This window comes from Lachnoclostridium sp. (assembly GCF_031997925.1).
Classification (GTDB): Bacteria; Bacillota; Clostridia; order Lachnospirales; family Lachnospiraceae; genus Lachnoclostridium.
The window spans coordinates 18,395-44,712 of the sequence record NZ_DAMADT010000022.1 but is presented as its reverse complement, the minus strand read 5'-3'; the positions used below and the strand labels follow the sequence as shown (position 1 = coordinate 44,712).

At 35.6% G+C, this 26,318-nt stretch carries 21 protein-coding genes; 4 read left to right on the top strand and 17 right to left on the bottom strand.

Annotated features, from left to right (window positions below):
- Positions 1 to 292: 292 nt before the first annotated feature.
- Both RTP52_RS13930 and RTP52_RS13925 read right to left on the bottom strand, forming a co-directional pair.
- Positions 293 to 4,333 carry an Ig-like domain-containing protein gene (locus tag RTP52_RS13930; protein WP_312372067.1) on the bottom strand — a complete coding sequence of 1,347 codons (4,041 nt, stop codon included), beginning with the start codon at positions 4,331 to 4,333 and terminating at the stop codon, positions 293 to 295.
- A 326-nt stretch (positions 4,334 to 4,659) separates the two neighbouring features.
- Entirely contained in the window at positions 4,660 to 5,034 is a 375-nt protein-coding gene (locus RTP52_RS13925; protein ID WP_312372066.1) for a TIGR04086 family membrane protein, read from the bottom strand.
- A gap of 131 nt (positions 5,035 to 5,165) precedes the next feature.
- On the opposite strand from RTP52_RS13925, the gene RTP52_RS13920 reads away from it, so the two are divergent.
- Positions 5,166 to 6,029, top strand: a complete 864-nt coding sequence (locus tag RTP52_RS13920; RefSeq protein ID WP_312100461.1) for a PHP domain-containing protein — start codon at positions 5,166 to 5,168, stop codon at positions 6,027 to 6,029.
- Between the two features lie 226 nt (positions 6,030 to 6,255).
- Here the strand turns inward: RTP52_RS13920 and yajC are convergent, their stop codons facing one another.
- Both yajC and tgt read right to left on the bottom strand, forming a co-directional pair.
- Positions 6,256 to 6,588, bottom strand: coding sequence for a preprotein translocase subunit YajC (gene yajC, locus RTP52_RS13915; RefSeq protein ID WP_312100463.1), 333 nt, complete (start codon positions 6,586 to 6,588; stop codon positions 6,256 to 6,258).
- 48 nt (positions 6,589 to 6,636) lie between these two features.
- Complete coding sequence (tgt, locus tag RTP52_RS13910; RefSeq protein ID WP_312100465.1) at positions 6,637 to 7,773, bottom strand: tRNA guanosine(34) transglycosylase Tgt; 1,137 nt, start codon at positions 7,771 to 7,773, stop codon at positions 6,637 to 6,639.
- 608 nt (positions 7,774 to 8,381) lie between these two features.
- Between tgt and RTP52_RS13905 the strand changes: the two genes are divergently transcribed.
- Positions 8,382 to 10,472, top strand: a complete 2,091-nt coding sequence (locus RTP52_RS13905; RefSeq protein ID WP_312100467.1) for a sodium-translocating pyrophosphatase — start codon at positions 8,382 to 8,384, stop codon at positions 10,470 to 10,472.
- Between the two features lie 103 nt (positions 10,473 to 10,575).
- Here the strand turns inward: RTP52_RS13905 and RTP52_RS13900 are convergent, their stop codons facing one another.
- The 12 genes from RTP52_RS13900 to RTP52_RS13845 form a co-directional block, all read right to left on the bottom strand.
- Positions 10,576 to 11,445 (bottom strand): methionyl aminopeptidase, encoded by an 870-nt coding sequence (locus RTP52_RS13900; RefSeq protein WP_312100468.1) that lies wholly within the window; start codon positions 11,443 to 11,445, stop codon positions 10,576 to 10,578.
- 411 nt (positions 11,446 to 11,856) lie between these two features.
- On the bottom strand, positions 11,857 to 12,495 hold the full coding sequence (locus RTP52_RS13895; RefSeq protein ID WP_312100470.1) for a V-type ATP synthase subunit D: 639 nt from the start codon (positions 12,493 to 12,495) through the stop codon (positions 11,857 to 11,859).
- Between the two features lie 4 nt (positions 12,496 to 12,499).
- A complete protein-coding gene (locus RTP52_RS13890; protein ID WP_312100471.1) occupies positions 12,500 to 13,885 on the bottom strand; it encodes a V-type ATP synthase subunit B in 1,386 nt (461 codons plus the stop codon).
- A 13-nt stretch (positions 13,886 to 13,898) separates the two neighbouring features.
- Positions 13,899 to 15,665, bottom strand: a complete 1,767-nt coding sequence (locus RTP52_RS13885; RefSeq protein WP_312100472.1) for a V-type ATP synthase subunit A — start codon at positions 15,663 to 15,665, stop codon at positions 13,899 to 13,901.
- On the bottom strand, positions 15,658 to 16,245 hold the full coding sequence (locus RTP52_RS13880; protein WP_312100474.1) for a V-type ATP synthase subunit E: 588 nt from the start codon (positions 16,243 to 16,245) through the stop codon (positions 15,658 to 15,660). The genes RTP52_RS13885 and RTP52_RS13880 overlap by 8 nt, the downstream gene beginning before the upstream one ends.
- Positions 16,246 to 16,260: 15 nt before the next feature.
- Positions 16,261 to 16,569, bottom strand: a complete 309-nt coding sequence (locus tag RTP52_RS13875; RefSeq protein ID WP_312100475.1) for a V-type ATP synthase subunit F — start codon at positions 16,567 to 16,569, stop codon at positions 16,261 to 16,263.
- 38 nt (positions 16,570 to 16,607) lie between these two features.
- Positions 16,608 to 17,054 (bottom strand): ATP synthase subunit C, encoded by a 447-nt coding sequence (locus tag RTP52_RS13870; protein WP_312100477.1) that lies wholly within the window; start codon positions 17,052 to 17,054, stop codon positions 16,608 to 16,610.
- 34 nt (positions 17,055 to 17,088) lie between these two features.
- Positions 17,089 to 18,987: a V-type ATP synthase subunit I gene (locus tag RTP52_RS13865; protein WP_312100479.1), complete on the bottom strand. Its 1,899-nt coding sequence runs from the start codon at positions 18,985 to 18,987 to the stop codon at positions 17,089 to 17,091.
- 64 nt (positions 18,988 to 19,051) lie between these two features.
- Entirely contained in the window at positions 19,052 to 20,092 is a 1,041-nt protein-coding gene (locus tag RTP52_RS13860) for a V-type ATPase subunit (protein WP_312100481.1), read from the bottom strand.
- A 4-nt stretch (positions 20,093 to 20,096) separates the two neighbouring features.
- Entirely contained in the window at positions 20,097 to 20,408 is a 312-nt protein-coding gene (locus tag RTP52_RS13855; RefSeq protein ID WP_312100483.1) for a hypothetical protein, read from the bottom strand.
- A 1,341-nt stretch (positions 20,409 to 21,749) separates the two neighbouring features.
- Entirely contained in the window at positions 21,750 to 22,760 is a 1,011-nt protein-coding gene (gene asnA / locus RTP52_RS13850; protein WP_312100484.1) for an aspartate--ammonia ligase, read from the bottom strand.
- A 149-nt stretch (positions 22,761 to 22,909) separates the two neighbouring features.
- On the bottom strand, positions 22,910 to 24,244 hold the full coding sequence (locus tag RTP52_RS13845) for an MATE family efflux transporter (protein ID WP_312100485.1): 1,335 nt from the start codon (positions 24,242 to 24,244) through the stop codon (positions 22,910 to 22,912).
- Between the two features lie 275 nt (positions 24,245 to 24,519).
- Here RTP52_RS13845 and RTP52_RS13840 point away from each other — a divergent pair, with 275 nt between their 5' ends.
- Both RTP52_RS13840 and RTP52_RS13835 read left to right on the top strand, forming a co-directional pair.
- Entirely contained in the window at positions 24,520 to 25,371 is an 852-nt protein-coding gene (locus tag RTP52_RS13840; protein ID WP_312100486.1) for an Ig-like domain-containing protein, read from the top strand.
- Positions 25,372 to 25,612: 241 nt separating this feature from the next.
- Positions 25,613 to 25,774: a hypothetical protein gene (locus tag RTP52_RS13835; RefSeq protein WP_312372065.1), complete on the top strand. Its 162-nt coding sequence runs from the start codon at positions 25,613 to 25,615 to the stop codon at positions 25,772 to 25,774.
- A gap of 128 nt (positions 25,775 to 25,902) precedes the next feature.
- Here the strand turns inward: RTP52_RS13835 and RTP52_RS13830 are convergent, their stop codons facing one another.
- Complete coding sequence (locus tag RTP52_RS13830; RefSeq protein ID WP_312372064.1) at positions 25,903 to 26,124, bottom strand: hypothetical protein; 222 nt, start codon at positions 26,122 to 26,124, stop codon at positions 25,903 to 25,905.
- Positions 26,125 to 26,318 lie beyond the last annotated feature (194 nt).

The following is a 26,318-nucleotide window of genomic DNA, read 5'->3' as shown; positions in this document are numbered from 1 at the left end:
TTTAAAATCATACGAAAATGTCTTCAACAAGTGACTAGGCAGGTTTCTAATAAGCCTCACCATAACACTTGACGCAGAGAAAAAATTTCTATACAACTGCAACTACGCCAAAACATTAAACACAGAACCTTAAAAAACGGAAACAGATTAATATCCTTTTGATGATAGTTTCATCAGAATATTAATCTGTCCCGCTTTTTTTATTTGTTCTATAAATGTTAGGGTATGTGAAAAAAACTTTCACTATCCAAGCATTTTCATTTTATTTATGACATTGCTTCACTATTATAGATTATGGAATTACTACAGTTTGAATTGGTCCATAACCATTTTTATTATAACCATAGATTTTAACAGTATCACCTGATACAAGTTTTGGTACTTTAATTGAGAAAGAACCATCTTCTGAAATAATACCCTGATAATTTACGTTATTGACTTTTGCAAATACTTTTGTTTTTGTGTTTTTCACAGTTACATTTTCAATGGTTTCTTGTGAAAATACCTCAATTTTACCATTAATCATTTCATTGCCACTTGATAGTGATTTTACACTTGGGATATCAGGAGCGTACTTTTCAACTTTTACTACTAGAGGATCACTCACCGTAGTTAAATTAATTGCATTCATTGAAACTACTGTTCCTGAATTAACTTTGTCGACTGATATTTTATGAACATACCCTTTCTGTTTTTCACTGTATTTACCTTTCTTTGATTCGTAAAGAGTATTTCCTACCAAAACATTGAGCGTGCAGTCTTGATTCGTAACAACTTGTATCGTCTTATTCGTATTGGTAAGTTTGGATATCAGTTTAGGTACAGCTGGCTTCTCATACTTTGCAATACTGGAATCAAGAGCCATTAATTTACCAAGATTGTTCCTTTGATATGCATAAACTAATTCTCCAGCTATCGGTTTTTCTTTTAATTTGTAAGTAAAATTACCGTTTTCATTACACTCACCATTTACGATGACCTTACCATTTTGGGTTGGTATTACAAGTGTAATCTCTCTCTCTGGTAAATAGCTAACTTTTATTTCATTCGTGCCATATTTTATTTCGCCAATTGTAAGATTACCGAACTTCTCATTGCTTGATACATCTTCTACTATAACAGAAGTACGCTTACTATAACGGTAATCCTTGTCTTTCGTATCTTCTGCATAAATGGTAATATTTTTACCTTGAGGTAGTGTTGTACCAAGGTCAATCGCAAAGTATCCACTTTCATCTGTCATATCCTTAATTACTACATCGTCATATAATATAGTAATCAATAATTCTTTATTTTTAGAAGCCGATAAAACATTACCGTATACTACAGAATCGATGTTAGTTAATGCTACCACTTCTGGAGTATAAGGACCACCTTTTAATACTGTCGTTGTAGCAGCCCTACTTATTCTACCAACATGATCGATATTATAAAGCTTGATGCTAAAGCCAATATCAATATCAGGGAGAGCCATTTTAAAGTTTCCATTCTGATCTATTGTTTCATCAACTTCAATAATGCTAAAATTCTCTAAATCTAAATCAGCACATAATTCAAGTCTTTCTTTTCCACCAAACTTTGGAACATATACTCTTCTAATAGTATCGACTACAGCAATTACCAATGCTCCATCTTCGTTGGTCTTACCCGTTATTGCTTCTGCATTATTGTAATATTTATCGACCGATAATACATCAGGACCACTTCTTTTAACTTTTACTTTTACCTTCGCGCTTACTCTGTTATTAACTTCGTCTTTTTGATAAACATGAAGATAGGAACCTGCCTTCTGAGCTGGAACTGATACACTATAGGAACCATCCATCAGTGATTTGCTTTGATAGCTTTTACCATCTGGTGTCTCCACAATTACAGTTACGCTACCTTCTGCCCTACCTGTCACTGATGCCTTCTTATTACTATAGGACCATACCTTAGGTGCTGCTATTTCCTTAACACCAATATTATCAATAACTAGTATATATAACTTCTTGGCACCATTATTATCTTCCACCAAAATAGAACATTTTGAATTATTAAATACCTTAAACTTATGGTTATCAACCGTACGTGCAATTCTCCATTCGCCATTATCTAGCGTTTGCTCTCCCAACATATACTTCACACTCTTAATACCTGCACTGGAAAATGCATCGACATAAATCTCATAACCGGAAGCAACCGGATCTAAAATTCCAGGTGCCACAACAATATGAGGTTCATTTACTTTGTAATCCTCTTTCTTACTGCAAAGATAATAATTGTATTCGTCTGTTTTCACTAACGTTTTTTCATACCAATTCTTTGACTTGGTTAAATCATCAGCCATTGCTGGAAGTCTTAAAATAAATTTTTGATCCTTCTTTAAGTTCAATTTCCAATTGTTATCTATTACTGGCTCGTAAGCACCAGCTTTCATTTCATTTTGTAAAAATTCTGTAACTAAAACCTGAGTACGATATAAATTACGTACCATTTGTGTCTTTGCCCACTTGAATAATGGATTTGTATTCGCTAGGGAGGAAAGGGAATTTGATGCAATAATAAATTCCATATCATCTGTTACCGGTTTTCCATTAAGGGTAAGTTCCGTGATTCTTTTCGTATTATTTATCTTAATACCATTAACATTATATCTAGGTGCTACATATGGATCAATCGTATAATAGATTCCGTCAAATACAGAATAGTTCTGCCATTGGTCTGCCCATTCATCCGATATTAACATAGAACCTTCTTTGTCATTTGGATCCAATGTATTATACATACCCGCACACCATTCCATCCACTCACGTAACTGTGCACCGGTTATTGTATAAATACAAGTATATTGACGATACGATTGAAGCGTAAATAAATCTGATTGTTTTACTTTTCCACTAATATTAACATAATCATTCGCTGAATTTGCACCATAGCTATAATTGGATGCAGCAGCAATTACTGGGTAATTTGCATACGTTTTATCAAACCGCTCGATATACCTTCTGGCATACGCAATTCTGGCATCATTTTGTAATTGAAGCGCACTACTATCCTCTAATAAACTATAAAAGTTTTGAATGGTTACCCCATCTTTTAAAGTTGCAACTTCCTGTGAACGATAACTCTCCATCTCCTCTTTCCATTCAGAGAGGCAATCAACAATCGCTTTATTTTCCGTGGTTTTATAATCAGATACTAGACGATTTGAACCTTTTTGTGAAACAATTTCAAACTGATCCGCAGTCTGATCATACTCAAGCGTTAAATCTGCGACACCGATGGAGCGTCCTAAATTCTGAGCCATAACCATAACTTTTCCATTTACAATACCATTTACAGGGTCAACCCCAGACATTGAATTATAGGAAAGATTTGCTTTTGGATTTGGGAAAGCATTGTGCTCATGACCGCAAAATACAACATCTACCTCGTCAATCTTAGTCAACGCATAAGCTGCATTCGTAGCCATAGCTTCCGGTTCTTCCTCACCAAAGCCAGAGTGTACTAAAGCTACCACTATATCGGCCCCTTGCTCTTTTAGTAACTTTGATTCCTTACGAACATTTTCAACAATGTCTTCTGTTTTCCATATCCCAGTATAGTCGTCTGTCTTTGTCGATAATGTTGGTATTGTTTCACCGATGATACCAATATTAATGCTAACCTTTTTTCCTGATTCCGTTACTGCATCTCGGGTAATTATCATATTTTGCAAAAATGGATACGAATTGTCTTTTGAGTCTTTTAAGTTCGAAACAACTACCTTATCCATCAAACCAGATCCTGCAAGTTGCTGTAATAAATAATCTTTACCATAATCAAAATCATGGTTTCCCAATGTTATTGCATCGTAGCCAACCAAAGACATAGCTTGGTAGATTGGCTGGACAACATCCGAATCCTGATCCATAATATATTCCATGCTAGCATCAAATAGTACATCTCCAGCATCTAACGTTATAGTATTCGATTTTCCAACCTCTTCCCTTGCTTTTTCAATCAATTGATAAGCACGGGATAACCCACTATTCGGAAAATTAGTACCACCGATATAATCGACGCTACTAACTGTACCGTGTAAGTCTGTTGTTAAAATAAATCTAAATTTTAACTTATCTTTTTCATTTTTCTTTGTATCAGCATTATCTTTGTTAGACGTACCCGTTGTATTTTCTTTGGTGTCTTCCTGAGATACCGTCGAACTTTTTTCCTGTTTTACCTTATCTGTAGTGGCAGCCAAAGCTTGTTTACCTGGAACCCCTGCAGCCACACATCCTGCTGTCATAGCAACAGCCAGCAAGGCTGTTATTGTTTTCTTTAAGTACTTCTTCATTGTTCTATATGCCATTTAATCAACCACCTTTTGCCTTTCGTTAACGATTGCTATCCTTATACTAATCGTTTTAATGTTATGGAAAATTTAAGGCAAATATAAGTCAAAAGATTAAACAATTCATGACGGTTATGAACAATTTTGGACAAAAGATTAAGAAGTTCTTTGACTCCGTATTTTGGAGTTTTAGAACTTCTTCTCAGACTTTATCTTATTTCTCTGCATATTTTTTTCGCAGAGTGTACACTTTTTGGCTTCCATCCGCGCGTCAGGACGCGCATATAAATTAGGGGATACCTATAGTAAACATTGAAAAAATATTCAAACATACTATTTAACATTTAACTTAACATTCCACCTAACATTCCACTTGCTGCAATGATTAAAAGTTTTTTCCCATACTCTAGAAAATCAACTGGACTATCACCTTTCACTAAAAGGGATATTAATATGTACACAATAAAGTAAACTATAGCTGCAGTCAGTCCCCATATAAATCTCTTTTGTTCTACATGCTTTCCAAGATAAAAACTTCCAATAAATACTGACAATACAGTAATCGCAACTACTGCTACACTAACCGCTGTTCCTCCCATACCCGTTAGATGCATCGCAAAAGAAACAATAAGCAGTAAAAATAAGGTTATAACATAAGAAATAACCAAGGCCTTTAATAAATAAACCGCACGAGATTTAGTTGCAGACATCCTCTCCATTTTTTTTTCCTTTCTACATGTACAAATTTCTAGTGTATTATATGAGCCAAAACAGGCTATTATAACCTTAGTTTGCATAGACACTTCACTCATGCTATACTACAAATAGGCAAAAGAAAGGATGATGAATCATGAAGTATGTTGACCTCCATGTACATACGAATGTATCAGATGGAACCCTTACCCCAACGGAAGTTGTTAATTTAGCAGTACAAAAGAAATTAGCTGCCATTGCAATCACAGACCATGATACCATTTATGGAATAGAAGAAGCAAAGCTTGCTACCAGGGCACAAAGAGAAAATGGTTATGAACTGGAACTAATACCTGGTGTTGAAATTTCTGCTGAATACAAGAAAAAAGACATCCACATCCTTGGTTTATTTATCAATGAAAAAGATACACACTTACAAGAAATCCTCTCAAATGCATTAAAAGAGCGAGAGCAGCGCAATCAAAAAATGATAGATAACCTAAGAGCGGATGATATCGATATTACACTTGATGCTTTATTATTCGATGAACCGAATACTGTTATAACAAGAGCGCATTTTGCGCGTTTTTTAATCGAGCATGGATATGCAAAAGACAATAACGAAGCCTTCTTAAAATATCTGGGATATGATACGAAGTACTATGTTCCAAGAAACTACCTTACTCCAAAAGATGCTATTTCATTAGTATTGCAAGCAGGTGGAATTCCTGTCTTAGCACATCCTTTGTTATATCATCTATCGTTAGAGGAATTGGATGTTCTTATTTCGGAACTAAAAAGCTATGGACTTGTTGGGCTAGAAACTATATATTCCACGAATACAGGTTTCGATGAAGGAATTATAAGACGTTATGTAAATAAATATGAACTTTTGATGACTGGTGGAAGTGATTTTCATGGTAGCAATAAACCTCGTATTGAGCTTGGTAGTGGTATGGGCAATTTGAAAATTCCTTATCAGCTTGTAACGAAGCTAAAGAGTTATCTAAATAAAAAGTAACCAATTTTCCGATAATAACTATTGCGACTATGAACTGCTTTATTCACATACCTTAACATTATAGAACAAACAAGAAAAAGTACACTCCTCAAACATTTCTAGTAATGAATAAAGCTCTGCACCTAGTATCTTGACGAGTTTCAATGGAACCTCGCCCAAACACTTGATGCAGAGCCTTTTTTATTCCTACAATTGATATTCTTACTCAACTGCGATTTTGTATGAATTATTTATTCTCTTCTGAACCTGGTTTCTCAACTTCAACAACTGCTGATTTCTTCATAGGTATTCTACAGTTCTTGTTGTTACCGAATTCTACAATAATAACATCATCCATAACATCAATAACAACGCCGTAGAAACCACTGGTTGTTAACACACTGTCACCAATTTCAAGAGAAGAAATTAATGCATTCATCTGCTTCTGCTGTTTCTTTTGTGGACGAATTGCCATAAAGTAAAACAAGCCACCGATGATAATAATATATCCTATCATCCAAGTCCATGACATAGCTCCTCCCGTTGCTCCAGCGTCTGCTAAAAATACTAATTGATTCATAGTAATCCTCCTATAGATTCTCGTTATAATTCAATGCTGCTGATTTTACTAATTTCCCTGTTCTGCAGCAAATCCTTCTAATTTTTTCTTTTTATAGCTTGCGAAATTTTGATTTTCTATTGCTTCCCTAATCTCTTCCATCATCTTGTTATAAAAGTATAGGTTATGTGTTACTAAAAAGCGTAACCCAAGCATTTCTTTTGCCTTTAATAAATGGCGGATATAACCACGGCTATAAGTCTTACAAACTGGACAAGCACATCCTTCTTCAATTGGACGATCGTCTAGCTCATACTTTGCATTGAGAAGATTCATTTTCCCATGGTTTGTATACGCATGACCATGTCTACCATTTCGTGCCGGATATACACAGTCAAAGAAATCTACTCCACGCTCTACCGCTTCTAATATATTCGCAGGAGTTCCTACACCCATCAAGTAAGTAGGTTTAGCCTCTGGAAGATAAGGTACTGTTTCTTCAATAATCCGGTACATCTCACTATGAGATTCACCAACGGCAAGTCCACCTAAAGCATAGCCATCCAAATCAAGCTCTGAAATTCTCTTCGCATGCTCAATACGAATATCTGTATAGGTCCCACCTTGATTGATACCAAATAACATCTGATGTTTGTTAATCGTATCCTCAAGAGTATTCAATCGATTCATCTCATTCTTACATCTTAATAACCAACGTGTGGTTCTAGCAACCGAATCCTCCATATATTCTCTAGTTGCTGGATGCGGTGGGCATTCGTCAAACGCCATGGCAATAGTAGATGCCAGATTAGACTGTATTCTCATACTCTCTTCAGGTCCCATAAAAATCTTACGGCCATCCACATGAGAGTTAAAGTATACTCCTTCTTCTTTTATCTTTCTAAGGCCAGACAAGGAAAATACCTGGAATCCACCTGAGTCTGTTAATATAGGTTTATCCCATACCATAAATTTATGAAGACCACCTAATTTCTTTATAACTTCATCTCCTGGTCTTACATGAAGATGGTAGGTGTTACTTAGTTCAACTTGTGTTTTAATTTCCTGCAAATCCATTGTGGATACTGCACCTTTAATGGCTGCTGCCGTACCGACATTCATAAATACTGGGGTTTGTATCTTCCCATGTACCGTTGAAAACTCACCACGCTTCGCATTTCCATCCTTACAGATTAATTTGTACATTTTTCTCCTCATTCCTGTGAATCTTTTTGCGCATCCGAAGTTTTTGCTAAGGCTACGCAGGCACAGACTTCATAAGCGAAAGATTTATCTTTCACTCTCTATTCTGCACATGTTTTTACTTTAAATATTGAAATGACTTCACATTCAACATTTTATCTTAATTTTTCCGTACTACGTACTGTAGTACAAGTATACCTTCATTGCAATTGTTTTTCAACTAAATTTTTTCTAAACGGTTTTCGTAGCTTCTTTCATATTGTTAACATTAATTCCATTTATAGTCATAAAAATATTTTTCCTTGTATATTGACATTTTATACCAATTTAGAATAAATATTTATGCATATTACCGAGGTATACTAGGTAAAACCCAATAATACAATCCTCCTTTTTTGTGCATTGTGCTAGCGATTTTTGTAGTATATTGGACTTATATACATTAGGATGGAATAGATATGTAGAACCCTTGCCAAGTCCTGCTCGAATCACTTCCGTTCCACATATTTTATAAAAACACGAATGAAGTAATGCATTGTCAATATCTTATCGGTAATGCAAAAAGATTCGCAAATGAAGTATAAAATATTACGAAAAAGGAGATGTGTCTAGTGGATTTTGATGTACTGTTTTTTCAAATCGTATCAATTATTACTGCGGCAATAGCTTTCGGAGCTGCTTTTTTTCTTTACCGTTGGGTAAAGGGGCAGCCCTCCTCCAATCAAAAAATAGCTGCTATTGGTCAATTGATACGAAAAGGGGCTTTTACATTTTTACGTAAGGAGTATAAAACCTTATCTCGTTTTTGCGCAGTTGCTGCAATTATTATCTTTCTTTTTCTGCCATCGCCAATTTGGGAAGGAAATGTGTTATCCAATTTGTTAATGGCTGTCTCTTATGTATTCGGTACTGTTTTTTCAGGAATCGCCGGTTACGTTGGTATTAGTATCGCAACAATTGCTAATATAAAATCTGCCGAAGCAAGCACCAAAGGAATTAAGCCCTCCTTTATGTCCGGCTTTCGTGGCGGTGCCGTAATGGGCATGGCGGTTGTTGGTGCAAGTCTTCTTGGCGTTACTTTAGTATTGTTATTGACGGACAATACCACAGCTTTGCTGGGATTTTCCTTTGGTGCCAGTTCCTTGGCCTTGTTTGCCAAAGCAGGTGGTGGCATCTTTACTAAAACCGCAGACATAAGTGCAGATTTAGTAGGGAAAGTTGAACTTGGAATTCCAGAAGATGATCCTAGAAATCCAGCAGTTATCGCTGACAATGTCGGTGATAATGTCGGCGATGTAGCTGGAATGGGCGCGGATCTATTTGATTCCAATGTTGCCTCAATGGCCGCTGCTCTAGTTATGGCTTCCGCTCTTGATAAAGCATCCGGCGGACATTTAAATGCCAGCATGGTCTTTTGTTATGCTTCCATCGGTTTATTCGCTTCCATCATCGGTGTACTCACAGCAAAGATGGACAAAAAGGGTAACCCTACAAGAGCCCTTAATAGTAATACATATGTTACAACTGTAATATTCGGAGTTCTTACTGCACTTGCAACCTATATTTTTAATTTTAAATGGGAAATTTGGTTTGCAAGTACCATAGGCCTTATTGTCGGAGTTGTTATCGGTATCGCAAGTGACTACTTTACAGATGATCGAAGAAAACCAGTCCATCAAGTTGCAAAGGCAAGTGAATCCGGTCCTGCCTTCACTATTTTATCCGGTATCTCCTATGGCCTTATGAGTACACTTCCGTCTATGGTTGGTATTGGTATCTCGGCAGTAGCTGCCTATAAGATATGTGAACCTTTAGGAGACGGATATGCGATGTTTGGTATCTCTATGGCTGCCGTTGGTATGTTATCAATTGTCGGTATGATTATTTCAAACGATGCCTATGGACCAATCGTTGATAATGCCCGTGGTTTAGTTGAAATGGGAGATTTAGGAGAAGAAGCATTAGAAATTACGGATTCCTTAGATAGTGCAGGCAATACTGTAAAAGCAGTAACAAAAGGTTTTGCAATCGGTGCTGCAGGTCTTACCGTTATCTCGCTTCTTGGAGCTTTTATCAGTGAAGTGAATGTAGCTGCTGTCAAACTTGGAAAACCGCTAATCGAAGGATTCGATGTTATTAACCCTCTTGTTTTCTTTGGATTGTTAGTTGGTGCTGCTATTCCGGCGCTATTCTCTTCTATGTTGATGCTTGGAGTTAATCGTAATGCTCAGCGCATGGTATCTGAAATACATCGTCAATTTGAAGAAATTGATGGTCTAAAGGAAGGCCGTGAGGGTGTTACCCCAGAATATGATAAGTGTATTGAAATTGCAACCAAAGGTGCTATTAGAGAACTGATTCCTGCCGGCCTTATGACAATCATAGCAACACTGTTGGTAGGCCTTATTGGCGGTGTCTATGCTATCGGCGGATTTATCACAGGAAATATTGTCAGTGGTCTGATCTTTGCATTGTTTATGTCAAACTCCGGTGGGTTGTGGGATAACACAAAGAAATATGTGGAAGCAGGAAATCATGGCGGTAAGAATTCTATAGCCCATAAAGCAGCTGTCGTGGGTGATACTGTTGGTGATCCATTTAAGGATACTGCCGGACCATCCATTAATACACAGATTACTGTTGTATCATTAATAGCTTCCTTAACTGCTTCAATATTCCTTGCATTCTCTTTCTTTGGTTAATCAATTATTATTGTACCTAAATATACATCTTTGTTTTTTAGAATGAAGATAGATGAAAGAGTTGCCATGGGATACTACATGTATCCCATGGCAACTCTTTCATTTATCTGGACAATATCTCTGCTCCCTGTTCAGTAATTAAGATGGTATACTCAAACTGAGCGGAAGGTTTCCCGTCTTCCGTACGAATGGTCCAGCCATCGAATTGATCTTCTGTTACCCCTTCCTTCCCCATATTTATCATAGGTTCAATCGTAAAGGTCATTCCTGGAACTAGCAATATATCTGTATTTCTTTTTCCAATATGACTTACCCATGGCTCTTCATGAAATTCTGTTCCAATACCATGACCACCAATATTTCTAACCACTGTATAACCGTTCTTTTTTGCATATTGATGAATTACATACCCGATATTCCCGAGAAATCCCCATGGTTTTGCTTCGGAAAGGCCTAGTTCCAAACATTCTTTTGTAACCTTAACAAGTCTCTCCTTCTCTTCTCCGACATTTCCAATACAGTACATACGGGAAGCGTCACCATAGTATCCATCTACGATTGTTGTACAATCCACATTGATAATATCGCCTTCTATCAGGATTCTATTTGGATCTGGAATACCATGACACACAACTTCATTAATTGAAGTGCATACACTTTTTGGATAACCATGATAATTTAAGCATGCTGGAATTCCACCTAATCTTCTAGTTTCTTCTTCTACCAGTCTATTTAATTCCTCCGTAGACACTCCTGCCTTTACAAAAGGTTCTACATAATCAAGTACAAGAGTATTAATATGTCCTGCCTTTCTCATACCTTCTATTTGTTCTGGAGTCTTAATCATATCTCTGGATGGAACCATCGCTCCTCTTCTAGCATATTCTGCAATTCGCTCATCCATTTCCATATGACAACCTTTATACTTTTTGCCACTATTACACCAGCACATATCGTTTCTGCCTATTTTCATATTCTACCTCCTACGAAGAACTTCTTATATATTGAGAGAGAAGAAAATTCATCCGTGTTTTTTAAACTTATTTATCAAACTATATGAAGTTTTTTCTCACTTATTATTATATTCACAGCACTTATACAAAGCCTCTCTAAATTATCGTACATTCATACCGAGAATTCAATACCTAAAATAGGAATCCCTGATTTTCTTCCCCTTAATAAAGGAAAAATATATTCATTCCACAAATAATATTCGATCTATGTATATCATTTTACCTAATAGTACGTTTCCTTATACAGCATTTCACTAAGTAAGTAAACGCATCGCGAACCTTTACTTCAGTATACTTCAGGAATTTAACCTTTTTCATGAAAAATAAGTCTAATCAAGTTTTTCTTAAGAAAATCTTGACTAGACTTATTTTTATGAAGCCTTTTGTTTCTTTGTAAGCTTTGCTCGTTTTATTACCTTTAATCTTGTAAATTCCTCTCTTTCCTTCTCCTCGAGGGCATTTGCAATTTCCCTCGTAAGTCCGGTGTAATAAGGAATCGTAATATTCTTTAAAGCGTTCGCTCTTTTCTGGGTCTTCTTAATACTCGTTGCCAATCGATAGGCAGCATTCTCCACCATAGAAAGACGGAGCGTTAGTTCTTTCACTTCGTTAAAGTGCCTACACGCCTCATCCAGAGAAAGTCTAGTATCATAAAATGCATAACTAGGTACATTATCCTTATTTCTATCATAATCGACTAACGGTATCTCAGTTCCCATAATACTTCTAGTTTTAATTTTAATCGAATCCTCGATTGGAATTGCATGGCTTAACGCATCCACATGATGGATTCCCATCTCTATGTTGGCTTCTTGTAGGGCCAAATATGCAGCGGAAAACGTTGCATCCAGTTCCTTTTGAATATTCTTCGAGGAATTGATAAGCTCCAACAGCTCACGGATAAGAATATTACGTTTCTTATCCATTAGCTCATAGCCTTGTTTTGACAATGCTAAGGAGTTTTTTGCAAGAATATAATTACCCTTGGTTGGAAATGAATTTTGATCCATATGCTCACTCCCTTGCTTTCTTTCCGTAATACTTTGCTAATATCTTCGTATCAATACGGTCTAACTCCTCTTTTGGCAGAATTGCAAGCAATCTCCATCCAATGTTTAATGTATCTTCAATGGAACGGTTATCTTCTTTTGTCTGAGTAACAAACTCTTGTTCAAACGCTTTACCAAAGGCAAGATATTTTTTATCGAGATCTGATAATTCATCCTCACCAATAACGCTTGCAAGCGCTCTTGCTTCTCCAACATGAGCATAACAAGAGAACAACTGATTTGCTACATCCTGATGGTCTTCTCTTGTAAAACCTTCACCAATACCATCCTTCATCAGACGAGAAAGCGACGGTAGTACATTAATCGGAGGATAGATGTTCTTTTGGTATAAAGAACGCTCAAGAACAATCTGACCTTCTGTAATATATCCAGTTAAGTCTGGTATAGGATGTGTAATATCGTCATTTGGCATTGTTAAAATTGGTACCTGGGTTACAGAACCCTTACACCCCTTAACAATACCCGCTCTTTCATAAATGGTTGCAAATTCACTATATAAATAACCTGGATATCCTTTACGGCTTGGAATTTCGCCTTTTGCAGAAGATACTTCACGAAGTGCCTCTGCAAATGAGGTCATGTCGGTTAAAATTACAAGTACATGCATTCCCTTTTCATAAGCTAAATATTCTGCTGCTGTTAATGCAACCTTTGGAGTAATCAAACGTTCAATAACTGGATCACTTGCTAAGTTTAAGTACATAACAACATGGGAATTAGCACCGCTTTCCTCAAAGGTACGGCGGAAGAAATCAGCAACGTCATATTTTACACCCATTGCTGCAAAAACAATAACGAATTGTTCGTCACTATCATCACCAAGAGAAGCCTGTGTAACAATCTGAGCTGCTAGCTCATCGTGTGGTAAACCATTTCCAGAAAATATCGGAAGTTTCTGACCACGAATTAAGGTGGTTAATCCATCGATAGCGGAAATACCAGTACGAATGTAGTTTCTTGGATATTCTCTCTGACATGGATTTAGGGGCTCTCCATTTACATTACGTCTCATCTCTGGAATGATGCTGCCAAGTCCGTCTATCGGTTCTCCTACTCCGTTAAATACACGACCGAGAATATCCTCTGACAAAGCAAGCTCCATTGGACGACCGGTAAGTTTGGTTCTTGTATTATTAAGAGCCATATCTTCTGTACCTTCGAAAACCTGAATTACAGCTTTATCTTCATAACTCTCAACAATACGTCCAATTTTTTTTGTACGCTCATCTATCGTAATTTCTACAATTTCTTCATAGGAGGCGTCATTTACTCCTTCAAGTACAACCAATGGTCCATTGATCTCACTTAAGCCAATATATTCAACTGACATCTCTACCCCTCCTTTATGCGTTTGTCTCTATAAAATGCTGATAGAATTTATCAATCTCAGTTTTATAAGTGTCAAATTTTGCGAGTTCTTCATTTCCTACATCGTATTTCATTGAGATGACATGGTCAAAGATTGGATTCTCTCTTAACAATGACATCGGCATATTCATCTCAACCAATGACTTAGCCTTTTCATAAAGGTAAAGGATTACTTCCATCATCTTCATCTGTTTCGCCAAAGGTACATACGTATCGGACGCATGATATGCATTTTGCTGGATAAATCCAAGTCGGATAACTCTAGCGATTTCTAAGGTTAATTTCTGATCATCCGGAAGTACATCACTACCAATTAACTTAACGATTTCATTTAACTTACTTTCCTCTGTTAAGATACGTAAGACTTCATTACGGTAATCCATGAAATTACTTCCGACATTTTTCGCATACCATGGTGTTAGATCTGTCAAATACTCACTATAACTCGTTAACCATTGAATTGCTGGGAAATGTCTTGCATAAGCAAGAGATTTATCAAGAGCAAAGAAGCAACGAACAAATCGTTTTGTATTCTGAGTTACTGGCTCCGAGAAATCACCACCCTGAGGAGATACAGCACCTATAATGGATACACTACCTTCTGAACCATTTAAGTTTTCTACATAACCAGCTCTTTCATAGAAAGAAGATAATCTGGATGCCAAATAAGCAGGGAAACCTTCCTCAGCAGGCATTTCTTCCAAACGACCTGATAACTCACGAAGAGCCTCTGCCCAACGTGAAGTTGAGTCAGCCATAATCGCTACATGATAACCCATATCACGGTAATACTCCGCTAATGTTATACCAGTATAAATACTAGCCTCACGTGCTGCAACTGGCATGTTCGAAGTATTGGCAATCAGTACCGTACGGTCTAAAAGAAGTTTTCCTGATCTAGGGTCCACTAACTTAGAGAAGTCCTCTAGTACCTCTGTCATCTCGTTACCACGTTCACCACAACCGATGTATACGATAATATCCGCATCAGACCATTTAGCTAGCTGATGCTGAGTCATTGTTTTACCAGTACCAAATCCTCCAGGAATTGCTGCTGTACCACCTTTTGCTAATGGGAACAAGGAATCTAGAATTCTTTGACCCGTTACTAAAGGCATACTAGCTGGAAATCTCTTTCCAATTGGTCTTGGAATACGAATTGGCCACTTCTGTGTCATCGTAAGATTTATTTCTTTTCCATCTCTATCCTTAATTACAACGATAGTATCTTTTATGGTGTATTCGCCATCGGATACAACAGAGATTACTTTACCTTCCACGTTCGGAGGCACCATTACTTTATGAGTAATCGCAGGAGTTTCTGGTACTTCAGCGATTATTTTTCCCCCATACACAAGCTCCCCAGGAGCTACTGTAATATGTGTCTTAAACAATCTCTTTTCATCAAGGGAAGGAATATTAACACCTCTCGAAATAAACGCTCCAGACTGCTTTGCAACCTCGCTTAAAGGACGCTCAATACCATCAAAGATATTACTAATGATACCTGGGGCTAACGTTACGGAAATTGCGCTTCCTGTTGAAGTAACCTCATCTCCCGGACGTAATCCCGTAGTCTCTTCGAAAACCTGAATCGTTGTCATTCCTTTTTCTAGACTGATAACTTCACCAACTAGATTTTGTTTTCCTACTAACACCATTTCAGCAATACGAAATGGCTGTTTCCCTTTTACATAAACAACAGGACCATTAATTCCTGTAATTTTTGCTATTTCACTCATGGAAGCTGCCTCCCTTCAGAGCAAAGCTCTCCTTCGCCTCTTCCCACTTACTTAAGAAGGATTCATTAATTACCACGTTTTTATCTGGTATTACAGCTCTGGTTCCACCCCAGAAGTCTGTTGTACTGATTTCAATCGTGATATTAGATTCCTCTCTTAACATGGCAGCCTTATCTGCATCCGTACTGTTTAGATATACTGTAACGGAATGATCTTTGGCAAAGTCCTTCGCTTCCTTGATTTGTTTTTTCAACAGTTCCACATATTCTTTTGTTTTCATAAACTCGAAAAGACTTATTTTTACCTTTGAAAATAGGTCTTCTGTTATTACTGTGCTTCTGTCTTTAAATAAATGACGAATCTCTAATGTTTTTAAAGCAAGGGCAGTATTTTTTTCACGCACTAAGCGTTCCATCTCTTCTTTAAGATAATTATCTGCCTTTCTTCTCACATCTTTTTTATGCTGCTCCAATTCCTTTTCAAGGAGTAGCCTATAATCTTCTACCATAGCTGTATTCTGAGCAGTAGCATTGTCAACTGCCATGTTATAGAAGTGTTCTGCTTTTTCTTTGATGTTCATAACAGACTAACCTCCTTATAATTTTAATCCAATTGCCTGACTTACATAGTCCGTGATAAAGTTAGGATTTCTACCTGTACCATGGCGGTCTGGGATCTCGACAATTAATGGCAAACGGCGATGTAGCTTAACATCATTTATAATATCAGGAAATTCTTGTTCAAGTTTCTCTGTTATTAAAATGATTCCAATAGACTTATCTGCAACTGCCGCTTTTAACTGCTCCTCCAGATGGTCTTTCGAGTGAATTACAACGCCTTCTACCCCAGCCAAACGCATACCAGTATAGGTATCCACATTATCACTGATAAGAAACATTTTCATTTATTCCACCTCTTTATTGGGCCTTGCTGTTACCAAGTCTAAGCATTTAAAATCATGAAGGAAATTAACATACCATAAAGAGCAACACCTTCTGCAAGAGCAACGAAGATTAATGCTTTACCCATAATCTTGGAATCTTCACTTAATGCACCAAGAGCTGCACTAGCTGCACTAGCTACGGCAATACCAGCACCGATTGTTGACATACCTGTTGATAATGCTGCTGCAATAAAACGTAAGCCATCATTAGCTACTGGAGCAGCACCTGCTGCCGCTTCTGTTGCTGCTGCCATTGCAACTGTACTGGAAGCGCTATGAAACATAAGTAAAGAACCTACAACTACTGTTGCAAAAAATACAAAAATTTGAGAACCTAAAACCCATTTTGTTGTTTTTTGCTGTTTCTGTTTTTTAAACAACATATATCCAATTGGTAAAAAGAAATTTAATACTAAAACACCTGCTATAATATAATTTGTATACATACACTAACACTCCTTTTTTTACGAGTTTATTGGCTTATTCGCCACCACGTCTTGCTTTGAACTCTTTTCCTGTTCCTGAATAGAAGCGGCTGAACATTTCATAATATTCCAGTCGCAATACCTGAATACCTACAATCAATCCTTCTAGGCCAGCAACCAATAAATTACCCAGAATAATAACTAATATATTTGGATGTGATCCTTCCGCATGTGCAAGCATTAATACAACTGACATCATACCTGCATGACTTAGTGCAAAAGCACCAACACGCACGAAGGATACTGTATTGGTTATATAGCTAAGTATAACTTCAAACATCTCAAAGAAGGTCTCAAGGAAAAACATACCTTTACTACCAGGAATCAAATCAGTCTTCTTTTCAATAAGTCTTGTAAGTGGCTCTTTTATAAAAATAAGCATTAAAGGAATTACAATTGTTATAAACAATAGAAAAACTCCTGGTAAAGTGTGGCCTGTAAATAGTAATACAACGATTCCTACCACAGAACCATAGAATACGAATCCTGCAATACCATTGGTATCAAAAAATATCTTTTCAATATTTTTTTCTCGAATACCATTTATTATATTAAATATCATTGCTATGAAAATAAGGAATACTCCAAATCCAACTGCTGTAATTAATACAGTCATTGGATCTTTCATTGGATTCGTCCAAATAGGTTCAATCCATTCTTCAAATCCAAATACACTACCATATAAGAAACCAAATATAGTGGAAAATATTCCGGCACAGGATAATATTGCTGCAAGATTTAACTTTTTAACTTTATATAATATAAAGCCACCAACTACAAGACATAAGCCTTGACCAACATCACCGAACATCATACCAAACATAATAGAGTAAGTTAATGCTACAAATATGGTAGGGTCAATTTCTTTGTATGATGGTAAGCCATACATCTTTATGAATGTTTCAAATGGCTTAAAAATTCTTGGATTTTTGAGTTTCGTGGGGGGTTTTGAGGTAGTACTACTGGCATGGTCATCCACGAAACAAGTCACCTCATGATCCCCTCCTATCTCCCTAAGGAATAATTCCGTATCCTTTTCAGACATCCATCCGCAAAGAATATAATAAACCTCTTCTTTCTGCCTAGTACAAGCAGCAAGTTTTCTAATTTGTTGGTTATCACAATATTCTTTTAACTTCTCATAGGCTGCAACAAAATCTGCTGCATGCTTTTTAAGTACGTCCTTCATCGTGAGTAATAATTCATCCTGTTGTTTTAACAAAGAACGGCGTTCTTGCTTTAAGCCCTGGTTGATGTCATTTAAGGTATCGGAATACCCTTCTGGGAAATCCATATCTTCAAAATGCAGGGAAGATAAAATAGCGTCTACCTTTGTTGCATGAATCGTTGGTACAAAATAAGCACCATAAACATAATTTTTATCGGATTTACATTCTATAAAGATTGTGTTCATATCTTCATAGATATATTTTGTTAACTTCTCATAGTAATCAATTGCAATACGGCCAAATTGACATCGTATAAATTGAAAACTATTTACTTTAGAAAGCTCAAGATCGAAGGAAAGATAAGGTTTGATTTCATCCTGTCTTTCAGCAATGGTTTCTAACTTCTCTTTGATTTCTTTCTTTTGCACGTCTAGATCATCTAGCATCAGATGCATTTTTTCTAATAAATCCTCAGCCTCTTTATAGGTGATTTCGCGTCCCGAAGGCTTTATTTCAGGACGAAGTTGTTTCATGGTATCTTCAGCTTTTAATAAGCTTTCTCTATACGTATTCGTGTCCACGTAAGGAGTAAGATTGTGTATATCGCTCAGTTCTGATAGAGCATTTTCAACGTGTAACTCATATTTACTTAAATACTGAGTAATTACACGGTTAATGTCCTCCTTAGGACCCGTAATGCGTAAAAACTTCATTTTCTCAATCACCGTAATTCACCTCCATGTGGTTAATTTAGTGTGAAAATTGCTTTTATTTTCACACTACATAAAACTAAAGTTTAATAATCAATTCTAAAATATGATCAGATTCCAATCCGTAACGGATACACTCGAGTACAGTGGTCAAATTATCAATCTCTAATTCTTTTAGGTATAGATAATTTAAGATTGGCGCAATGCTAACTGGATACTTAACCTTACTAAATTGATATGCATACAAAATAGCTTCAAAATAAGCTCTCTCCATATCATCCTGAGTTAGATTTTCCTTATCAATTCGATATTTTGAAGCTTGTAAAAGATTCGTAAATTCCGTAATTGAACTAGCATTAATCATATTCATTAAATCATGCTGATTTAACTTATAGGAAATCGGAATGATAACCGCTAAGATATCTGCTGGTTCTACCGCGTAGTATTTTTTACTACGGTAGATCATCATGATATTCGCAACGTCGATTCTTGTACCGATAGCCCTAGTGAGGGTTTCTTGTTCTTTCCCTTTTAATACTTTATTCTTACGCTTCCATAATGCCTTATAATAGTAAACATCCAACTGCATCTCTAGATCAAACAAGGTTTTATGGTTGGAATTCAACATTCGCATAAATAGGGGGAAGTATTCTGTACCCCGAAGAATGTTTGTAAACTCTTCCAAATTTTTTGCATTTTCTAATTCTACCAACCGTAAAGAGGAATGTTCTTTAAAAATCTCTCGATATACTCCTAGATTTAATTTAATTTCTGGACTATACAGCTTTTGCAAACAACTTTTTAGCATTGACACTTCGTAATGGAAAAATACTAGCTTTAATATTTCTCTTTGTTTTTTATCGGCAAACCGATATAATTTTGCAAAACTGTCATACAACGAGTTTTTTAATACCATCTCTATCTGCCCTCTGTGCACAGCATTTTCACTTAGTGCCGCAAAGAATGGCTGATATGCATCATGAGATTTAAAATATAGGACAAATTCATTGACTGAAGTCATCTCGGAAAGTTTTCTATAATCATCGCCTTTGATGAGTTTACTCTCCATTGCCTTTGATTTTGTAGTGATACCACTGTACGATAGTAATTTACCTGACACGCGATCACTCTCCTATCAATTGTTTCATAATTTGCTTCACTAAATCATCTTGTTTGTCACTAAATTCCTGATTAAGTTTTTCGAGATTTTGTTCATACTCCTGCATCATGTTTGCTCTGGCGGCTTCCACTTCACTTTCATTTTTCTTTCGCAGATGTTCTACCTTTTCCTCTACTTCTTTATTCAGCTCATTATCATACTGTTCAAGGTCTACTCTGCTCTTTTGATAGATTCGTTGCTTTTCGTCTTCAGCTAGTTTTAAAATGTTCGATGCTTTTTCTTCAACTTCTACCATTAAACTAAGTATCTGCTCCATGCCACACCTCCTAAATCTCAATTTATTTCAACTTTCACACACTTCCATAACACCCACCACAATAGGACAAAATTATTTTTTATAATTCATTATCCTTTTTATGGAAGCTTAACCAATTCCTAGGTATATACTGGAAAGTAAGAAAACCGTATTCATAATACTCTTTTCTACTACAAAATCAATCCTTTTTTCTTTCCTTAACGAAAACTTAACAGCTTACTTGACCATATTTTATGTCAGTTTAGATATTAATTACTAGAATATCGACCTCCTTCAAAATCGTTTTTTCCACACGGAACAACCGACTCCTATCTTCATTTTTATTGAATAATCAAGGTATCACTCGGGAATTTTAGTTCTGAAATCTTCTTAATTTCTTGAATGTTTTATACCATGATTTTTCTCCTAGAGACTTGTCCCCTCATCCTCATTGAATTAAGGTACAAAAAGAATCACAACATTACTTGGATTAAAATAATATTTATTTGGAAGTTATTGTTTGCTCTTAAGGGAGCATAGATAGATAAATTACGTTGACCTTATAATTTTCCCACAAATGCTCCTTAATTATTAATAATTTGATAGATTCTTTATTTCTTTAGTAACTGCAAGCCCAATCAGGTACCAACATAAAAAATGAATCATATCGATTTATTCTTATATTTTGATTCCCTACTATGTTATCCATTATGATTCATTTCCACCAAATAAGTTGTAACCACATATGCTATAAAGACTACTTAATAAAGTAGACACATAGCAAATATCTATCAATAAAAAACAGTAAATTCAGCATCAAACCTAATCATATGTATTAGTTTGAGACTTTATTTACCTGTTAGATATAACTTTTATTTATATTATATAGGAAATAATACAAACTATCTACTCTTTTTAGGAAGAGGTTAAATTAATCCTATGTTTTCGGTATTTTAGTATTTTATTTATTGATAAATTACATATATTGGTTAGAATTTCACATTTAATGGTATTTAACCCCTTTTTATTCATATTCCTTCAGGTTATAACAATTTTTCTAAGATGAGAGAAAATAAGAACATTCTTTACATATTCTGTCTTTACGGAAATGACTTATTGCTATGGATCAAGAGAAAAAAATGGCTGTAGCAAAAAGATTCTTCTTTAACAACTTGCAAAATAAAATAGTATTTGTGACATAAAATAGTATTAGTGACATAAAAAGGTACCTTGAAATGGCTTTTACAAACCAAATCAAGATACCTTTTCCTACCACCATGTTTCACACTACCTTCTTATTTAAAGCAGATATTCGCAACCGCTTACGCTACTTGCTCATAACCTCTTTTCCACTACGTGGCATTACAGTAATGTTATTCCATTATTACTTAATTTCTCTATATCCTCTTCCTTCCAGAACGAGGATTGGACTTCCCCTATGTGGGCCTTACGTAAGAAGAACATACATATTCTACTTTGTCCAATACCACCACCTACGGTATATGGAAGTTCACGATTTAAAACAGCCTTTTGAAATGGGAGTTCGGAACGGTCCATACAGTCAGCAATTTTTAATTGGTTTGCTAATGACACCTCATCTACACGAATACCCATCGATGACAATTCAAGTGCTATATCAAGAACAGGATAATATACAATAATATCGCCGTTTAAAGACCAATCATCATAGTCAGGTGCTCTTCCATCGTGTCTTTCACCGCTTGCAAGAGCGCCGCCAATCTGCATAATAAATACCGCACCTTTTAGCTTTGCAATCTTGTACTCTCTTTCTTTTGGTGTATCATTTGGATACATATTCTCTAATTCCTGCGTTGTAACAAATGCAATTTCTTTCGGCAGAATCTTTCCAATGTATTCATATTTATCAGAGATATAATGTTCTGTATCTCTTAATGCCTGATATACACTACGGACAACCGATTTTAAGGTTTCTACATTTCTTTCGTCATGTAGAAGTATTTTTTCCCAATCCCACTGATCAACAAAAATAGAATGTATATTATCTGTATCCTCGTCACGACGAATTGCATTCATATCCGTATAAAGGCCTTCTCCATAAGCAAAGCCGTACTTCTTTAACGCCATCCTCTTCCATTTTGCCAAAGAGTGAACGATCTCCACTATTGCATCATCCTGCTCTTTAACTCCAAAACTTACCGGTCTTTCTACTCCATTTAGATTATCATTCAATCCAGTTTCCGGACGAACAAATAAAGGTGCAGAGACACGTGTTAGATTTAACTGTTTTGCAAGCTGTCTTTCAAAATGGTCCTTGACATGCTTGATTGCTCCCTGCGTATCCTTAATATCTAGAGCGGAGTGGTAGTCTTTGGGTAGTAATAATTCTAGCATTCCTCTACCTCCTAAAAAATCTAGCTTTCTCTATCATATCCTTACATGAATAGTTAGTCAATAAATATATTTTAACATTTATCAATATTATGTATAATTATAAGTTGTTTATCGCGATAAATAATAATGAATTGAATGATAACAATTCATTATTCTGTTGATAAACCCTTGGGGATCGTTTTCTTTCTGGTAACGTGATACAGCATAATTCCGATGCTCGCTACAATCAGTTCAGTTGTTGGGAACACGAACCAAACACCCAGTATTCCGCCAAGCGAGGATAGCAAAAAGGCCATTGGAATGATAATTAAAAACCCACGCAAAATTGATATGATATGTGCCGGGCGTGCATAATCAGTCGATGTAAAATATACAGAAATAATGATGTTAAATCCAGCAAAAACACATGCAGTGAAGTAAATTTTCAAACCTTTTATAGCAATGCTTTGCAAAAGCTCATTCTTCTCACTATTAAAAATACTTGCAATTTGCGGGGCTCTTAAAAATACAGTTACATAAACAATTCCTGAAACAATCAACATGGAAATCAGAGCATATCGTAAAATTGCCTGTACATTTTCACGATTACGAGCTCCATAGTTACTACTTATTATCGGCTGGATACCTTGAGCGATACCTGTATATATCGAAATTACCACTAGTGAAAGATTGGCAATAATGCCATAGGCAGCAATTCCTACATTCCCTTGCAATCTCAGTATAATTATATTAAAAACAATCATAACAATACCGGAGGATACCTCTGTAATAAGCGATGGGATTCCACTTGAAACAATGCTTCTAATAAGCTTTATTGAGAGGTTACACTTCGTTAAATGAAAACAATTCTTCTTTCGAAAAAAGAATGGAGAGAGAATCAGTATACTAATTACCGGCGCAAGACCAGTAGCGAGAACAGCACCGAAGATCCCCATTTCAAGTGGAAACATAAAAACATAATCAAGTACTATGTTTGATAAGCTCCCACCTAACATTGCAATCATGGAGAGTTGCGGAGAACCATCATTTCGTACAAAACATAAAAGAACATTATTCAATAAAAACATGGGAGCAAACAATAGTATTACTTGTAAATAGGTTTTACTCATATGTAAAACTTCTCCCTCCGCACCCAATAGCATTACTATCCTATCGGAGTAAAAAAGTCCAAGTACAAAGAAAATAACAGCAAAACCAAGTGCCAAAAAAACAGTATTCGTAAATATACGATTTGCGCTATCCGTTTCATTTTGGATACTCTTAATAGAATACCCCGTAGCGCCTCCCATACCAAGCATTAAGCCACTTCCATGAATGAAGCTATAGATTGGAATTGCAAGATTGAGTGCAGCCAGACCATTCGCCCCAAGCCCTTTCGAAACAAAGAAAGTGTCCGCTAAGATATAACAGGACAGCCCTATCATACCAAGGACGTTTAACGATGAGTATTTAAAAAAATTCTTCAAACATTCCGTATTTTTCATATTTACCTCCATACAAAAATAAAAAGCGCCAGAGTTTTATATCTTCTATGGCCTAACGATATAAAACCTGACGCTTAAGTTCTTTACTCGGCAGTAAAGAATAAGTCAATTACTGATTCAATTTTGGGCTTAGTGTATCACATGGTATACGGATTGTCAACGCTAAGTCATTTATTCTAAAATACTTGGTTATGATTAATCACTAATAAAACTGAAGTTGAATTATGGAATATTTTGTGTGATAATATCCTTATTATTATATTAGGAGGGTGAGCATGAAAAAAACAATATCTATTTTACTAACCATAATGTTAATTTCAATTTTCATGACTAATAATGTATACGTTCAGGGAGCTGAACAAGTTAAGCTTAATGTAAATAAAAAGACGTTATACATCGATTCTACATATCAACTAAAAGTAATTGGATCTACGAAAAAAGTGATGTGGAGATCCAGTGATTCGAATGTTGCTTCTGTTACCAAAAACGGTAAAGTCACAGCTAAGGATCAAGGAAGTTGTACTATAACCGCAACAGTTGGCTCTGGGAGTGGCAGCATTAAGTTACAATGCAAAATATACGTAAAAAGTAGACTTAATGCAAGTTCAACATTAATATACTGCCCTATGGATGAATTTCAAGAAATACAAATTACTATGAAAAATCCAAAAAAAAATGAATTTCTAAGCTATTCTATTAATTCTTCGAGTCATGTTGAAATCGAATTAGGAGAAAATAGAGATAATACTACAACCGTTTATATCAGTCCTCTTAGCAAAGGTACAACAACCATAACTTTTAATATAGTATCCTCAGAAAGCAATTTATCGTATACATTGTCCAATCCATTAGAAATAACAATATGTGTTGGTATAAGTGTTATGGATGAATGGATATCAAAAAAAACGCTCAATGAGGTTTTTGATATCTACGTAATTGAGGGTGAATACTTAGAAATTATGTATGAAAAAGGACTGTATTCAGCTAAGTCGATAAATTTGACGCCACCCCAAGAAATAGAAATAGGAAAAGAGTATAAAAGCAAAAATATTCGTTTTAAATATAAATCAAAAAATGAGATTCTTTATAATGTTACTGATTTAAGAACAGAAAGTATAATTAAATAGAAAATACAGCCCCTGTGCTACAAAAATATAACAAAAGCTCTCAATCCAATGTTGTATGTAGTATAATTTTCATATGCATATGTTAAGGCATACTCATGCAACAATGCTCCTTCAAGCAGGTGTTGCCATGAAGGAAGTTCAGTAAAGGTTGGGCATTGTTTGCTACTACAATGGAAGTCTATACTCACACCGCAAAGGAATCAAGGAAGCAAACTGTAGAAATTTGAAGAGATTTTGTTCGGTGGGAAATCCGTGGGAAAATAGAAAAAATCAAGGGAATCAGATTACTGAAACCCTTGATTTTTCTAGCTTTGTAACAGGGGCAGTAGGATTTGAACCCACGACCTGCGGTTTAATAAATCAGTTACTTCCTATTATTATAGGTTATCTTTTAGATATATAATGTATCTTGAAAATCGTTGTAATACCAATGGATATTGTAATTTGTATTGCGTATTGTTATCATGAATTATTCATCATTATTTTTCAATACTTTTCACCATATAGTGAACACTTTGTGTACAATGTTCTTTAATTATCTTTCTGGTTAATCTTCTTAAGAGCATCCAAAAACCCCTGTATGTAACATTTTCTTTCTGTTAAAACAAGTTGTCTACCAACTAAATCACTATACTTGTTAATATTTTTTTCTTTTATAGCTTCTGCACATTCTCTTTGCAATAAAAAATATTCTTCGCATGTAACTGCTTTTTCGCATTGTATGTCTAATATATCAACAGCTTCAATTCCCAACGTTATGCCCCTCTCATTCGTATTTTGATTTACTATGATCATCTTGTTAATATTATAGAACACTTGTTCGTATTTTTCAACTCCTTTCGTCTAATTTTAATTTGTGTTTTCTTATAAATGAAATAGTATGGAATATAAAAATTTTACCATATTCGGAAATTATTGTCTTGTGGTATTATTTTCATTATCTACTA

What these genes read in the sequence shown, in the direction of transcription:
- RTP52_RS13930 (WP_312372067.1), bottom strand. Translation starts at nt 4,333, where the DNA reads ATGGCATATAGAACAATGAAGAAGTACTTAAAGAAAACAATAACAGCC.
- RTP52_RS13925 (WP_312372066.1), bottom strand. Translation starts at nt 5,034, where the DNA reads ATGGAGAGGATGTCTGCAACTAAATCTCGTGCGGTTTATTTATTAAAG.
- RTP52_RS13920 (WP_312100461.1), top strand. Translation starts at nt 5,166, where the DNA reads ATGAAGTATGTTGACCTCCATGTACATACGAATGTATCAGATGGAACC.
- yajC (WP_312100463.1), bottom strand. Translation starts at nt 6,588, where the DNA reads ATGAATCAATTAGTATTTTTAGCAGACGCTGGAGCAACGGGAGGAGCT.
- tgt (WP_312100465.1), bottom strand. Translation starts at nt 7,773, where the DNA reads ATGTACAAATTAATCTGTAAGGATGGAAATGCGAAGCGTGGTGAGTTT.
- RTP52_RS13900 (WP_312100468.1), bottom strand. Translation starts at nt 11,445, where the DNA reads ATGAAAATAGGCAGAAACGATATGTGCTGGTGTAATAGTGGCAAAAAG.
- RTP52_RS13895 (WP_312100470.1), bottom strand. Translation starts at nt 12,495, where the DNA reads ATGGATCAAAATTCATTTCCAACCAAGGGTAATTATATTCTTGCAAAA.
- RTP52_RS13890 (WP_312100471.1), bottom strand. Translation starts at nt 13,885, where the DNA reads ATGTCAGTTGAATATATTGGCTTAAGTGAGATCAATGGACCATTGGTT.
- RTP52_RS13885 (WP_312100472.1), bottom strand. Translation starts at nt 15,665, where the DNA reads ATGAGTGAAATAGCAAAAATTACAGGAATTAATGGTCCTGTTGTTTAT.
- RTP52_RS13880 (WP_312100474.1), bottom strand. Translation starts at nt 16,245, where the DNA reads ATGAACATCAAAGAAAAAGCAGAACACTTCTATAACATGGCAGTTGAC.
- RTP52_RS13875 (WP_312100475.1), bottom strand. Translation starts at nt 16,569, where the DNA reads ATGAAAATGTTTCTTATCAGTGATAATGTGGATACCTATACTGGTATG.
- RTP52_RS13870 (WP_312100477.1), bottom strand. Translation starts at nt 17,054, where the DNA reads ATGTATACAAATTATATTATAGCAGGTGTTTTAGTATTAAATTTCTTT.
- RTP52_RS13855 (WP_312100483.1), bottom strand. Translation starts at nt 20,408, where the DNA reads ATGGAGCAGATACTTAGTTTAATGGTAGAAGTTGAAGAAAAAGCATCG.
- asnA (WP_312100484.1), bottom strand. Translation starts at nt 22,760, where the DNA reads ATGCTAGAATTATTACTACCCAAAGACTACCACTCCGCTCTAGATATT.
- RTP52_RS13845 (WP_312100485.1), bottom strand. Translation starts at nt 24,244, where the DNA reads ATGAAAAATACGGAATGTTTGAAGAATTTTTTTAAATACTCATCGTTA.
- RTP52_RS13840 (WP_312100486.1), top strand. Translation starts at nt 24,520, where the DNA reads ATGAAAAAAACAATATCTATTTTACTAACCATAATGTTAATTTCAATT.